This is a genomic window from Flavobacterium sp. (genome assembly GCF_029945805.1).
Classification (GTDB): domain Bacteria; phylum Bacteroidota; class Bacteroidia; order Flavobacteriales; family Flavobacteriaceae; genus Flavobacterium.
Genome location: NZ_JAQSDH010000048.1, coordinates 59,706 through 73,753, shown reverse-complemented (window position 1 = coordinate 73,753; position 14,048 = coordinate 59,706). Strand labels below are relative to the sequence as shown.

Annotated in this window: 15 protein-coding genes; 11 read left to right on the top strand and 4 right to left on the bottom strand. The window is 35.3% G+C overall.

Going from position 1 to position 14,048, the window contains the following annotated elements; all coding sequences use genetic code 11:
* Positions 1-2: 2 nt before the first annotated feature.
* The 11 genes from PSU83_RS13510 to PSU83_RS13460 all read left to right on the top strand — a co-directional run bounded on the left by PSU83_RS13510 (position 3) and on the right by PSU83_RS13460 (position 10,958).
* A complete protein-coding gene (locus tag PSU83_RS13510) occupies positions 3-902 on the top strand; it encodes a hypothetical protein (protein WP_300590075.1) in 900 nt (299 codons plus the stop codon).
* A gap of 98 nt (positions 903-1,000) precedes the next feature.
* Positions 1,001-1,462 carry a YHS domain-containing (seleno)protein gene (locus PSU83_RS13505; RefSeq protein WP_300590074.1) on the top strand — a complete coding sequence of 154 codons (462 nt, stop codon included), beginning with the start codon at positions 1,001-1,003 and terminating at the stop codon, positions 1,460-1,462.
* A gap of 8 nt (positions 1,463-1,470) precedes the next feature.
* Positions 1,471-1,860, top strand: coding sequence for a DoxX family protein (locus tag PSU83_RS13500; RefSeq protein WP_300590073.1), 390 nt, complete (start codon positions 1,471-1,473; stop codon positions 1,858-1,860).
* Positions 1,861-1,904: 44 nt separating this feature from the next.
* Positions 1,905-2,393: a DinB family protein gene (locus tag PSU83_RS13495; protein ID WP_300590072.1), complete on the top strand. Its 489-nt coding sequence runs from the start codon at positions 1,905-1,907 to the stop codon at positions 2,391-2,393.
* A complete protein-coding gene (locus PSU83_RS13490; RefSeq protein ID WP_300590071.1) occupies positions 2,381-3,121 on the top strand; it encodes an NRDE family protein in 741 nt (246 codons plus the stop codon). Before PSU83_RS13495 ends, PSU83_RS13490 begins: the two co-directional genes overlap by 13 nt.
* Positions 3,122-3,304: 183 nt before the next feature.
* Complete coding sequence (locus PSU83_RS13485) at positions 3,305-4,180, top strand: D-alanine--D-alanine ligase (RefSeq protein WP_363319898.1); 876 nt, start codon at positions 3,305-3,307, stop codon at positions 4,178-4,180.
* Positions 4,180-4,815 carry a hypothetical protein gene (locus PSU83_RS13480; RefSeq protein ID WP_300590070.1) on the top strand — a complete coding sequence of 212 codons (636 nt, stop codon included), beginning with the start codon at positions 4,180-4,182 and terminating at the stop codon, positions 4,813-4,815. Before PSU83_RS13485 ends, PSU83_RS13480 begins: the two co-directional genes overlap by 1 nt.
* 98 nt (positions 4,816-4,913) lie before the next feature.
* Positions 4,914-5,594 carry an SDR family oxidoreductase gene (locus PSU83_RS13475; protein ID WP_300590069.1) on the top strand — a complete coding sequence of 227 codons (681 nt, stop codon included), beginning with the start codon at positions 4,914-4,916 and terminating at the stop codon, positions 5,592-5,594.
* A gap of 2 nt (positions 5,595-5,596) precedes the next feature.
* Positions 5,597-6,199 carry a SprT-like domain-containing protein gene (locus tag PSU83_RS13470; RefSeq protein ID WP_300590068.1) on the top strand — a complete coding sequence of 201 codons (603 nt, stop codon included), beginning with the start codon at positions 5,597-5,599 and terminating at the stop codon, positions 6,197-6,199.
* Positions 6,200-6,328: 129 nt separating this feature from the next.
* Positions 6,329-7,390, top strand: a complete 1,062-nt coding sequence (locus PSU83_RS13465) for a mannose-1-phosphate guanylyltransferase (protein WP_300590067.1) — start codon at positions 6,329-6,331, stop codon at positions 7,388-7,390.
* A 106-nt stretch (positions 7,391-7,496) separates the two neighbouring features.
* Complete coding sequence (locus PSU83_RS13460; protein WP_300590066.1) at positions 7,497-10,958, top strand: gliding motility-associated C-terminal domain-containing protein; 3,462 nt, start codon at positions 7,497-7,499, stop codon at positions 10,956-10,958.
* A gap of 1 nt (position 10,959) precedes the next feature.
* Here PSU83_RS13460 and PSU83_RS13455 read toward each other — a convergent pair whose 3' ends face one another.
* From PSU83_RS13455 to PSU83_RS13440, 4 genes are all read right to left on the bottom strand, one after another.
* The gene (locus PSU83_RS13455) at positions 10,960-11,724 is read right to left on the bottom strand and encodes an ATP-binding cassette domain-containing protein (RefSeq protein ID WP_300590065.1); all 765 of its coding nucleotides are present in this window, start codon (positions 11,722-11,724) and stop codon (positions 10,960-10,962) included.
* Positions 11,724-12,470, bottom strand: coding sequence for an ABC transporter permease (locus PSU83_RS13450; RefSeq protein ID WP_300590064.1), 747 nt, complete (start codon positions 12,468-12,470; stop codon positions 11,724-11,726). The genes PSU83_RS13455 and PSU83_RS13450 overlap by 1 nt, the downstream gene beginning before the upstream one ends.
* Before the next feature lie 160 nt (positions 12,471-12,630).
* Positions 12,631-13,479 (bottom strand): glycosyltransferase family 2 protein, encoded by an 849-nt coding sequence (locus PSU83_RS13445; protein WP_300590063.1) that lies wholly within the window; start codon positions 13,477-13,479, stop codon positions 12,631-12,633.
* Between the two features lie 25 nt (positions 13,480-13,504).
* Complete coding sequence (locus tag PSU83_RS13440) at positions 13,505-14,035, bottom strand: methyltransferase (RefSeq protein ID WP_300590062.1); 531 nt, start codon at positions 14,033-14,035, stop codon at positions 13,505-13,507.
* Positions 14,036-14,048 lie beyond the last annotated feature (13 nt).

Sequence of the window (14,048 nt, the reverse complement as noted above, 5' to 3'; positions counted from 1 at the left end):
TTATGAAAAAGTTATTTTTATTTGTTGTATTTCTATTTTTAGCAACATTATCGTTCGCTCAAGGTTGCAGCGATGCCGGAATTTGTTCTGTGAATCATGGTTTTGATTCTGACGAAAAACAATTTAAAAACACTATTGAAGTGGCAGCTATTTATAGTTTGGGAGAAGCCGATCTGAGCTATTTTTCGCCTTACATATCGTATACAAAACGATTTAATGAAAAATATTCATTTACTAGCAAGGTAACTTTTTCAACAGCTAATGGAAGTTTTGGAACTAGAAGTCAATTTGGGGATGCGTTTTTGATTGGTAACTATACTTTTAAAGAAAAAAACAATAAACAATGGAGTACTTTAGTTGGATTTAAGTTTCCCTTTACAGCATCAAATCTGAAAATAAATGGGTATTCACTGCCATTGGATTATCAATCGAGTTTGGGAACAATCGATTTGTTTTTGGGAACGAACTTGAATTATAAACGTTGGGATTTCAATGCTGCTGTTCAAATTCCGATGGTCAATTTAAATAAGAATTCCTATTTCAAAGAATATGGCGGAACGGATGATTTTCCGTCAACTAATTTGTTCGAACGAAAACCAGATGCATTGCTTAGAGCAACCTATTCGATAAAAACGCCTGATAAAAAATTCACGTTCAAGCCCAATGTATTATTTATTTATCATTTAGGAGAAGACAGTTATGAAAACATTTTTGGACAAAGAGAAAATTTAAAAGGGTCTGATGGATTAACCCTAAACGGAAATTTGATAACTTCTTATAATCTAAGTAAGCAAAGTAGTTTAATGCTTTCGTTAGCCTCACCTTTTCTAGTTCGAGATAGTCGTCCAGACGGATTAACTAGAAGTTTTGTAGCGGGATTACAATATCAATATTCATTTTAAGTACCTTTTTTGCCTGAATTGTAAAGCAGCAGACAAACTGATTTTTTGGACTACGCTATCTTTGTGTCAATAAATAAAAACATTAAAAACACAAAACAATGAAATCAAAAATCTTAATGGTACTTGTTGTACTTATTTCAGCAATAACTTTCGGACAAACCGCTGCTAAAAGGGCAGCAGAATTTAATTTAGAAAAAAAAGTAGCCATTCAAGGATATGATCCTGTTGCCTATTTTACTCAGAAGAAATCAGTAAAAGGAAAAGCTACAATTGCAACTACTTACGAAGGTGTGATTTATAATTTTGCTTCTCAAACCAATAAGGATTTGTTCCTCAAAAACCCAGCAAGTTATGAGCCACAATATGGCGGATGGTGTTCTTATGCAATGGGTGCATCGGGTGAAAAAGTGGAAGTTGATCCTGAAACCTTTAAAATTACGGATGGAAAATTGAATTTATTCTACAATGCGTTTTTCAATAATACGCTGAAAAGTTGGAATAAAGACGAAGTAAGTTTGAAGAAAAAAGCAGATGCTAATTGGAAGAAAATTATCAACTAAACAGAGAAATGAAAAACGCAATATTTATCTGGATAATTAAACTAATAGCTGTAATTATCTTAGTACAAACATTATATTTCAAGTTTACTGGAGCAGAAGAAAGTATTTATATATTTACCAAACTTGGTGTCGAACCTTTTGGCAGAATTGGTTCAGGAGTAGTGGAATTGACTGCTTCAATTTTAATACTCATACCAAGAACTTCATTACTTGGAGCATTACTTGGAGCTGGCACGATGCTTGGTGCTGTTTTATCACATCTATTTGTGTTAGGGATTGAAGTTAAAAATGACGGAGGAGAATTATTTACTTTGGCAATAATTACTTTACTTTGTTGTTCGATAGTAGTTTTTCAAAGTAGAAATAGAATAGCTGATGTATTGCGGTTCAAAATCTAAATCTGAATTACTGTAAAAATCGTAATTGAAGTAAACATAAAAATATGCTCATACCATCGTTACATAAAACTTTAAATGAATTGGAAATGTTGCTAAACCAACTTTCTACTGATGATTACATTTCGCCATGCAAAGGATTAAGTAACTCAACAATAGGCGAACATACAAGACACATCATCGAGATGTTTCAATGTTTGGAAAACCAATATGAAAGCGGAATAGTGAATTATGATAAAAGAAATCGCGATTATCGTATTCAAACCGATACCAATTTTGCCTTACGATGCCTAAACGACATAAAAAATCAACTAGATAAAGAAAACATAAAGCTGGTGCTACAACAAATTGTTGATGGCGAAGAATTAAGAATAGATAGCAATTATTTCAGAGAATTATTATACAATCTCGAACACTGTATACATCATCAAGCTTTGATAAAAGTGGCAGTGTTGCAGTTGGAACATTTGCAGATTGATGCTGATTTTGGTGTAGCGCGATCCACTATTGAATACAGAAAACAATGTGCACAGTAAGTTTTGTCAATGCCAATGGCAAAATTATCATCACTTCTAATCGGGATGAGAAAATAGTAAGGCCAAGTGCCATTGAACCCAAAAATTATTTTATCAATAATAAAAACATCATTTTTCCTAAAGATCAAAAAGCGGGTGGAACTTGGTTTGCTATTAATGAACATTCTACTATTTTAGTGCTTCTAAATGGCGCTGACGAAAAACATGTTCTGAAAGAAAGTTACCGTAAAAGTCGCGGTTTGATTGTGTTGGAATTAATCAGCAGCGAATTGGTAATTGAGGAATGGAAGGCAATCAATTTAGAAAATATTGAACCCTTTACTTTAGTGCTTTTCGAAAATCAAAAACTCTATCAATTGCAATGGAATGACATTGAAAAAAGCGTTTTAGAATTAGCTACAAATCAAAGTCACATTTGGTCTTCTTCTACCTTATATTCAAAGGAAATTCGAGAAAAAAGAGCCGATTGGTTTTATTCTTTCCTTGATACAAACCGAGGCGCAGCCCAACTGAGCGAAGCTAAACAGCCAGTCACCGAAGAAGAATTGTTTAATTTTCATCGCTATACTGAAACCGAAAACACTGAGCATGGATTGGTTATCAATAGGGATGACACATTGAAAACGCTAAGTATTACACAAACCGTTATCAAAAAAAATAAAGTTGCAATTCATTACAATGATTTGATTGCGGAAAGTGATTTTAGCAATACTTTTATATCAATATAGCCATTGAAACTTGAAACTTTGAACCTGAGACTTTTCATTCACAAACTTTTTCATTGGGAATATTGGCCCTTCCAAATAGTATACATTCCTATTTATTTTTTATGGGCAGTTTATGCTTTGAGGGCACGCACTATTTTCTTTTTTAATTCCTGTAATCCATCCATGAAAAATGGAGGTTTTGTTATGGATAGCAAGATTGAAATCTATGATTTGATTCCGAAACAATTCTATCCTAAAACGGAATTTGTCAAAGAAAATATTCCGTTTCACGACGTTGAATTAGTACTCGACACCTCAAAAATTAAGTTTCCGTTAATAGTCAAACCAGATATTGGTCTTCGTGGTTCAGCGGTTAAAAAAGTAATCAATTTGGATGAACTAAAAGCCTATCATGTCAAAGCTAATTTTGATTATTTACTGCAAGATTTGATTCCGTATCAAAATGAAGTGGGTATTTTCTACGTAAGATTTCCACATGAAAAACAGGGGAAAATTACTGGGATTGTTGCGAAGGAATTCCTGATTGTTGAAGGCGATGGTTTATCATCAATTGAAGAACTATTAAAGGCTAATCCACGATACGAACTTCAATTAAAAGCACTCGAAAAAGAATATGGAAATGAGTTGCAAACCATTTTAGCTAGTGGCGAAAAAAGAAATTTAGTGCCTTATGGAAATCATGCTCGTGGCGCAAAATTCCTCGATTACAGCCATTTGATTTCTCCTGAATTGACCAAGGTTATTGATGATATGTGTCTTCAGATTCCGGAGTTTTATTTTGGCAGAATGGATTTGATGTATCACAGCTGGTCCGAATTAGAACAAGGAAAAAACTTCGCTATAGTCGAATTAAACGGAGCTGCAAGCGAACCCACACACATTTATGACCCAAAACATTCGCTGTTTTTTGCATGGAAAGAGTTAGCGCGACACATCAGATATATGTTTCACATTAGTGTGGCAAATCACAAACGCGGTTTTCCGTATTTGTCGCATAAAGAAGGAATGGAACAATATAGATTACATTTGGAACAAAGTAATCGAATTGTGAATTTTTAATGCAGCACCTCAAGAACATATTGGTTGGTTTTTTGGTAAGCTTTTTGGGCTCAATTCCACTTGGATATCTTAATGTGATTGGTTTTGAAATCTATAAATCAACCGGAATGCAATCGACTCTTTTTTACTTATTAGGTGTGATTTGTGTCGAGTTTGTAGTGATTTATTTGACACTGATTTTTGCAAACAAATTAGTTAGTAATGCTAAATTGCTTAAATTCATTGAAGCCTTTTCAATCCTATTTATGTTTGTTTTGGCGTATGTATTTTATTCGAGTGCGAATTCATCTGCTGGGAATACAACAGTTTTCTCCCATCTTGGTAAGAGTTTTTTCTTTTCTGGAATCGTTTACAGTTGCCTGAATTTTATTCAGATTCCGTTTTGGTTGAGCTGGAATTTATATCTGCTAAATGGAAACTATATTGAAGTTTCAAAATCCAGAAAGTACTTCTACGTTTTGGGAACCGCCGCTGGAACATTTTGCGGCATTTTGGTACTCATTCTGTCGCTAAATTATTTTGCAGGCAATGTTGATTTTTTGTCTAAATATCTAATGAAGTTAATCATTCCTATTATTTTTCTTGGATTGGGAATTTTCCAGGCGATTACGTTTTACAGAAAGTATTTCAGATAAATTTCGATGGATTCATTTCTTAAGTTTTATTATATTTACCAGATTTAAAATTGCAATGAAGTCGAAGGGTAACCAACACAGTAAAAACAACTAAAACAGTGAGTAAAAACATCATCATCACGGGGACTTCTCGCGGAATTGGTTACGAATTAGCATTACAATTTGCTGACGCCGGACATCAAGTTTTAGCGATTTCTCGTAAAACGCCTCAAGCCTTAATAGAAAATAAAAACATCACGTGTCTTTCTATAGATTTATCTAAAGAAGCTGATCTTGCTGCTGTTGAAAATTTCATTTCCCAAACATGGAAAAGCGTGGATATTATAATCCATAATGCTGGAAGTTTAGTCAACAAACCTTTCGCACAAACCACACAAGAAGACTTCGAAAGTGTGTATAAAGTTAATGTTTTTGGTGTTGCCAATTTGACTCGGATTTGTGTGCCTTATTTACAAAATGGAAGTCATGTAGTTTCCATAAGTTCGATGGGCGGAATTCAAGGAAGTATGAAATTCGCCGGACTTTCAGCTTATAGTTCGAGTAAAGGCGCTGTAATTACACTTTCTGAACTTTTAGCAGAAGAATATAAGGAACAAGGAATTGCGTTCAATGTTTTAGCACTTGGCGCTGTAAATACTGAAATGTTGCAAGAAGCTTTTCCGGGTTATCAAGCACCAATATCGGCGATAGAAATGGCTGAGTATATTTTCAATTTCGCTTTAACGGGTGATAAATTTCATAACGGAAAAACGATTCAAGTTTCCTCTTCAACGCCGTAATTTTGAGTGAAGTTCTCTCTAAATACTTGCCCGAGCATTCAGTGCATTCTTGTTTTGAATTAATCAAAACTAATAATGTGCATTTAAAAATCGTTAACGAGCGACAGACACGTCATGGCGATTATAGACGAGCAGTTTGTGGAAAACATGAAATAACAGTAAATTCCAATCTAAATAAATACCGGTTTTTAATAACCTTAGTCCACGAAATTGCACATTTAGTGGCTTACGAAAAATACGGACGCGTAATAAAACCGCATGGTAACGAATGGAAAATTACGTTTCAGCGTTTGATGGTTACTTTTATCCGACCTGAGATTTTTCCGCATTCGGTTTTACCTTTGGTTGCCAATCATTTTCGAAATCCAACTGCAAGTAGCGATACTGATGCTCGATTGGCTTTTGCCTTAAAACAATTTGACGAGCGGAAACCAGATGTACATTTTATACACGAAGTACCAAGTGGTAGTTTATTCCGAATAAAAAATGGTAGAATTTTTCAGAAAAAAGGTTTGCGAGTAAAACGGTATGAATGTCTAGAGGTTGACAGCGGAAGATTGTATTTATTTAACGCCAACGCTGAGGTAGAGATTTTGCCAGATTGATTTGGTTTTTCATTTCGATTACGAAACTTCGGAATAGAAAACGCATCCTATTGATTAATTCCTATTTATTATAAATATATTTACATCCACAAATAAAAAAATGAGATTGCTTCGTGCCTCGCAATGAATATGAATAAAAATTATTACGCAATACTAATGGCCGGCGGAGTTGGTTCGCGATTTTGGCCCGTAAGTACAACCGAATTCCCAAAACAGTTTCACGACATGTTGGGAGCTGGAAGTACTTTGATTCAAAAAACCTTCAGCCGATTATCAAAAATAATTCCACCAGAAAATATTCTGATACTTACTAACGAACGCTATAACGATTTGGTTTTGGAACAACTGCCCATGGTAAAACAGGCGCAAGTGTTATTAGAACCTGCCATGAGAAATACGGCACCTTGTATTTTATACGCTTCGTTAAAAATTCAAAAGCAAAATCCAGATGCCGTTATGGTTGTCGCACCAAGCGATCACTGGATTGAAGATGAGGATGCTTTTGCAAGTGATCTTCAACAGTGCTTTGATTTTTGCCAAAAAGAAAATGCGTTGATGACTTTAGGTATTCAGCCCACTTTTCCAAATACGGGTTTTGGTTATATTGAATATGACAAATCGGATGCAAATTCGATTAAAAAAGTAAATCAGTTCAGAGAAAAACCGGATTATGAAACGGCAAAATCGTTCTTGGAAGCTGGTAATTTCCTTTGGAATGGCGGAATATTTATTTGGAGTGTAAAATCGATTACTCAGTCTTTTGAGAAGTTTCAGCCGCAAATGAATGCACTATTTCAAAAAGGTATAACTAGTTATAATACGAATGACGAAAAGGAATTTATACACAATAATTACGAAAAAGCAGAAAACGTTTCTATCGATTATGCGGTAATGGAAAAAGCGAAAAATGTGTTTGTTCTTCCGGCGACTTTTGATTGGAATGATTTGGGAACTTGGGGACAACTTCACGAAAAACTCGAAAAAGACGAGAATAATAATGGTGTCATCAATGCCAAAGTGGTGATGGAAAATGCATCCAACAATATCGTGCGTTCTGATGCTAATAAGCTAATTGTCATTGATGGTTTGAACGATTATATTATTGTTGACAAAGAAGGAATATTGTTGATTTATCCAAAAAGTAAAGAGCAAGATATCAAGCGAATTACGGCGCTAGCTAATAAATTATAGAATGAAAAGGAATCGCGTGCTGCGTTTATCTATTCAGAAAATCCAGCAGCCAAACAATCAAAACAAATTTATAGTACCTTGCACTTGATTTATAAAAGGCTATAAAATGTTTGGTAAAAAATTGTGTTTGTTTTTTATGTTCTTTTTAACTACACAATTTGTAAACGCGCAGTTATCAAATTTCACTTTGACGGTCACAAAAACAAATGAAAGCTGCAACGATAACGGAACGCTAAGTTTTTTAGTTTCAAACACTACTTTGGGTTCTGTATTTTTATATGCTGTTTATTTACTGCCTGATACTACAACTCCAATATCCGTGCAGTCTGCAACTACATTATCTGGATTGTCGGCGGGTAATTATCGGGTTGTTGCGACTCAATCTTTGGCCGGAAATAGTGGTTCTCAACAACAAGAAATAACAATTCTTGATTTAGTGGATCCGTTGCTATATCAAGCCACAAGCACCAATGAAGTATGTGGTAATGACGGTACAATTACAGTAAATGCCACGAGTGGAACACCATTTAATTATGAGATTTTTTCGGGACCAATGACCCGACCGTTGCAAACTTCGAATACGTTTTCTGGATTAACAGCTGGTGTTTATTTAATACGAGTTTTTGATGTTTGTAATCAGGGAGTCGTTCAGACGTTTACCTTAGTGCGATCGGATAACAATTTGAATTTGACTTTAATTCCACCGTATTTAAATTCCTGTACAGACGTTACTATCGGCTTTAACTTTGTATCTTTTTTGCCGACACCTCAAGGAGTTGTGAGGTATCCTATTCAGGTAACAACTACACTTTTGTTGCCAACCGGAACGATAACTAATACCAATACAGTAACAAGTGGTAATGTCTTTGCCCAAACAGTAATTCGTCTCAACAATCAACCCTTTAACTATTCATTCACTATTACTGATGGTTGCGGTGCGGTTTACGCTTTGAGTGGCACAGTTCCCAATTTAGAGATAGCTCCAATAACTTACGTAATTGTACCGCAGGATTGTATTTTTATGCGGACTAATTTTTTTAGTGTAACTGGATTAATTATGACAGCGGCTCCTTCAACTTATGGAGGCACGTTACCACAGAGTTTTACGGGCTCAATACTAAATGACGAAGTGAATGTTGGTAATTTAACAGCAGGAACTTACGTCTTTAGTGCTTTGGATCGGTGTGGCGATTTGCAAATAATTACTGTTGATGTTGTATTGACAAATCCAATGGGTACACCGCCGTATCCTGTGTTTTTTAACCGCACTTGTATTGATGCCACAGTTTTTATATATGATGTTCAGCAGTTGATAATGATTTCAGCTCCTCTAACTTTTACTACTCCATTACCACATGATTATACCAATTTAATAAATTTTGCAAACTATGCCGTTTTTGTTAATTTACCAGTTGGAACTTATGTGTTTAACGTAATTGACCTATGCGGAAATCCACAACCTTTCACCCTTATTATTGCTCCCGAATCTTTGCCTCCGACAGTCCGTGTTTTAGAAGGATGTACAGATGGAGTGGGTTCGCTTCAAATTTCAGGTCAGATGACCAGCATTTTCTTAACAGTAGCCCCGATTGCATATAGCGGAACAGTACCATTCAACTTTACAACTAGTTTAATTGGCGGAAAACTAACCTTGGGCAATCTTCCTCCAGGGAATTATAGTTTTCAATCTACGAATGCGTGTGCGACTTCTTTTACCACAAATGCAACGGTTCTCGGGTACCAAGACACTACAAGTGTGATTGTTTCTGCCAACTGCGGATCTTTTAATCTCAGCTTGACGCATACTAGTAATAATTTTTTTGGTTCCAAATTTTGGCTTCAAAAACGCAATCCCGTAACCAATACGTGGGGACATCCTTCCACGAATGTAGTTTATACAAGCGGAGCTCCTAACGCAACGAACGCTTATGAGTTAAGTATCCTTTCAACAAATTTAAATTTGGCGTATAGTGGTCATTTTAGAATAGTTAAAGCTTATAATGTTTATGTAAATGGAAGCGCTTCACCAATTGTTTGTTTGAAGGTTCTTGATGAATTTGACTTTTCTGCCGGTCCACAAATTATCGATATTTATTCTATTTCTTGTGGTTCGACTTTTGAAGTTATTGTAAACGCAGTAGGGAATTCGGCACTGATTTATAGAATCACAACCAAAAATAACCAGCCTTTTTTAATTGAAAACGGCAGCTCTAGTCTCTTCTCTGCATTGCTCCCAGCAATCTATAATTTTGAAGTTGAAGATGTTTGTCAAAATACCATAAGCAGCCAATTTGAGGTTTTAAATCCGCTTCCATTGGTAATTACGGCTTCTTCAATTGTTTGCGATGGCGATAATGCATCCTTATCGGTTCCAAACTTTTCATTCCTGACCTATCAGTGGTGGAAAGATACTAACGCCACAACTATTTTAAGTACTAGTGGTACATTAAATTTTCCATCGTTTAACGCTACTGCAAATAATGGAACCTATCATGTTACGATTACTTATGCGGGAAATCCGAATTCCTGCCTTAATCAGACTTTAAATTACACCATTAATCTTAGCAACGCACTGCCGCAGGCTGGGAATGATGCTACCGTTTCCTACTGTGGAAATCAAGGTTCAATTAATCTGGAATCATTGTTGTCTGGAAATTTTGATTTGTTTGGAGCTTGGTCCGAAACAACAACAAGCGGAATGCTAACCAATAATTTATGGAATTCAACTAGCGTTCCCTTTGGAATGTATCAGTTTAAATATCGTGTTACGGGAACCTGTAATTCTTTCGATGAAGCTTCAATAAATATTGCTGTAAAAGAAATTCCAGAAATTCCAATTGCTAGTGTTAATCCGATAATTTGTGAAGGAAATGATTTGAATCTTTTTGCCACAACTGTACCCAACAATGTTATTTATAATTGGACTGGACCTAACGGATTCACATCGACGCAACAAAATCCTACCGTCAATTCAATTTCTTCAATTCAAAACGGTATTTATACGGTGCATGCCACTCAAAATGAATGTAATTCTGGTGATTCCAATGTTACGGTTTTAGTGAATCTGTTGCCAAGTTTTATTTTAACTCAAGAGTGTATTGATAATCAATATGTAGTTAAGGCTGTAAAACAAAATGAGTCTTCTTATAACGATACGACAGCTCTATTTAATTGGACGGGACCAAATGGTTTTACAAGTAATCAGATTTCGATAACAATTACCGGCGGTGAAGTTGGACTTTACACGTTAACGATCGTCAATGATGATGGATGTGAAACGACCAATTCAATTCCAGTAGATAGAACGAACTGTTTTATTCCGAATGTAATTACACCCAATAACGATGGTACAAATGATGCACTTGATTTAACTGGATTTGCTGTAGACAAATTAGAAATATTCAACCGTTGGGGACGAAAGGTCTACGAAAAGACTAATTACCTAAACGAATGGCATGGCCAGAATAGAAGCGGAGAAATTCTTCCAGATGCTACCTATTATTACGTTATAAAATTGGCGACGGATGCAGAAGCTAAAATAGGTTGGATTTTCTTAAGTAGAGGGTAACTTATTCTCCTTTATTTTGGGCTTTTCTAATTTTTTTGAAAAGATTTGAAGAGTACACAAAATCAACAATGGCCTCATTATCGGTTTTGAAAATTTCTTTTTTACTACCTTCCCAGGCTAGAATTCCATTTTTAAGGAAAATTATTTTTTCTCCAATTTCCATAACAGAGTTCATGTCGTGAGTGTTTACAACAGTTGTAATGTTATATTCTTGGGTGATTTCATGGATTAAATTGTCAATTAAAATAGCAGTCTTTGGATCTAGACCAGAGTTGGGTTCGTCACAAAATAGATATTTAGGATTGTTTACTATCGCCCTAGCTATGGCAACACGTTTTTGCATTCCGCCGGATAGTTCAGAAGGCATTTTGTGATTGGAATTTACTAAATTAACTCTCTTGATAACAAAATTTACACGTTCTTTAATTTCTTCGGATGATTTTTTGCTAAACATTTTCAACGGAAAACCCACGTTTTCTTCAACAGTCATGCTGTCAAATAGAGCGCTACCCTGAAAAACCATCCCAATTTCGGTACGCAATTCTCTTTTTTCAGCATCAGAAAGTTCGGTATAGATTCTACCATCAAAAGCAATAGTTCCTTTATCGGGCGTGTGAATTCCAAGCAAGCTTTTTAGCAAAACCGTTTTTCCAGAACCACTTTGACCAATAATAAGATTGGTTTTGCCAGTTTCAAAAGTGGTGCTAATTCCCTTTAAAACCATAACACCTCCAAATGATTTTTCGACATTTTTTACTTCTATCATTAGGTCAAAAGTAATTGTGTTAATATATAGTTTACTAAAATTATCGTAACCGAGGTCCATACAAATGATACCGTACTTGCTTTGCCCACTTCTAGGGCGCCACCTTTCATATAATACCCATGAAATGAAGGAATTGTTGCCAAAATTAAGGCGAAAACAAAGGTTTTCATAAAAGCATAAGTAATATGGAAAGGAATAAAATCCATTTGCAGACCACTTATAAAATCGGTGCTATTTCCAAAACCACCATAAACACTAGCAATAAAACCACCTGCGATTCCTAAGAACATTGCAATTCCAATCAAAAATGGGTATAAAAGTAAAGCGATCAATTTTGGGAACACTAAATAATTCAAAGAATTCACCCCCATAACTTCTAGAGCATCAATTTGCTCTGTAACACGCATCGTTCCTATACTCGACGTAATAAATGAACCCATTTTTCCTGCCATGATTATCGAAATAAAGGTTGGAGCAAATTCGAGAATTATGGATTGTCTGGTTGCAAAACCGATAAGGTATTTCGGAATTAACGGATTGGTTAAATTTAATGCCGTCTGAATGGCAACAACGCCACCCACGAAAAATGAAATGAAGGCCACAATTCCAAGGGAACCGATAATTAAATCATCTATTTCTTTAAAGATTAACGTTCTCATTACAGACCATTTTGTAGGCTTCCTGAATATTTCAGCAAGCATCAAAAAATACTTTCCGATTTGAGATAAATAGCGAACGAGCATCATAATTTTAAAATAATGTCAAAAATAACTATAAGTTATGAGTTATGGGTTATTAAGTTGTGAGTTTTTTGGGCGTTTCCTTTCAGGTCGGGCTTTCCGCTTTATCTTTTTAGGGATTTATCAATCCCTAAAAAGGATACCGCTCCAATCCCTAACGCAAATTTTAGAAAAGCTTCTCTTTTATCTTTTTCCAACGGTAATTCCGAATGAATTTTGCTTGCTCTTGTGTAACCAAAAGTGATTTTTTAGCCGATTTTGCTTTCCAGAATCCACTGAGGTAATCCATAAACAATAAAGGTTTTCCCTTTCGCAGTGCTAGTTTTAAAGATGCAATAGAAGTGATTGTAAATCCGTAGCCCAAACTGTAAAAAGCTTCGCCTTGTTTGTAACGTGCGGTTTTGTTGTAATTAGCTCCCGTTGGTTTCAAGTGTTTTACTTTCAAGGATTTATCGGTAACAACCTTCCAATGGTAAAATTTGCACAATAATTCGTCAACTGTGTCCCAACCCATAGCCGGTTTTAAGCCGCCAATTTGTTTAAAACATTCTTTTCGGTAGGCTTTGAATGCGCCGCGAATATGGTCTTTATCGGTGAGGTTTTCGAGAATCCAATCACCATTTTTTTCGATATAGGCGAATCCACCGACCATTCCAATTTTGTCATCCGATTTAAAATGAGTGATTATGGTTTCGAAATAATTGGTCGGAAAAATTAAATCGGCATCAGCCTTTACAATAAAATCGTAATTTTCATCTAAAGTTTCTAAACCTTTTTGAAAAGCCTGAATCACTTTGCTTCCCGGAAGATGAATTGCTTCTGAAATACTATTTACTAGTGAAATCCATGTATGTTTTTCGGCGAAAGCCAGAATAATTTCAGAAGTTTTATCAGTAGAATTGTCATTTACAACAACGACTTTTGTAGGTAAAACAGCTTGTTCAACCAATGACTGAAGTGTCAAAGCAATGAATGCTTCCTCATTATGTGCCGGAATGACAATATAGTAGTTCATAAAGAAGTAGTCTTTTGTCTTTTATCTATTCTCTATTTTCTTTCACTGCATACACCATATAATATCGTGGAGTGAAATATCTAAGTAAAGGGCGGAACCCCAATTTTTTAACGGGATGCGTAAATTTAACGCGATCCACAATTTTCCACCCGGTTTTTTCTAAAAGCCAGTCCAATTGCCAATCTTCAAATTCGTGGTAGTGACGATCCCATGTATCGGTTTTGCTCTGATATGCTGGAGAAAACCATAAACGTAGTGGAATTGAAATCAACAATTTGTCGCATTTTACGTTTTCTAAAATGGTATACGGATTTAATAAATGTTCGAAAATTTCAAAACCAGTAAAGACATCGTATGTTTGATTTTGCAATGCGGTTTGATTGTTATCTAAATCTTCGCCGGTAGTATTTTTAACGGTATAGCCATTGTCTTCCATGATTTTAGAAAACGGATTGGTAACACCAAGGTCGAAAATAGTTTCACTGGTAGTGATGTGTTTTTTTAAAAAAGCTAAAGTCAGATTGAAACGTTTGCTCGGATAGGTCTTCTCGTACATGAAAATGTAAATT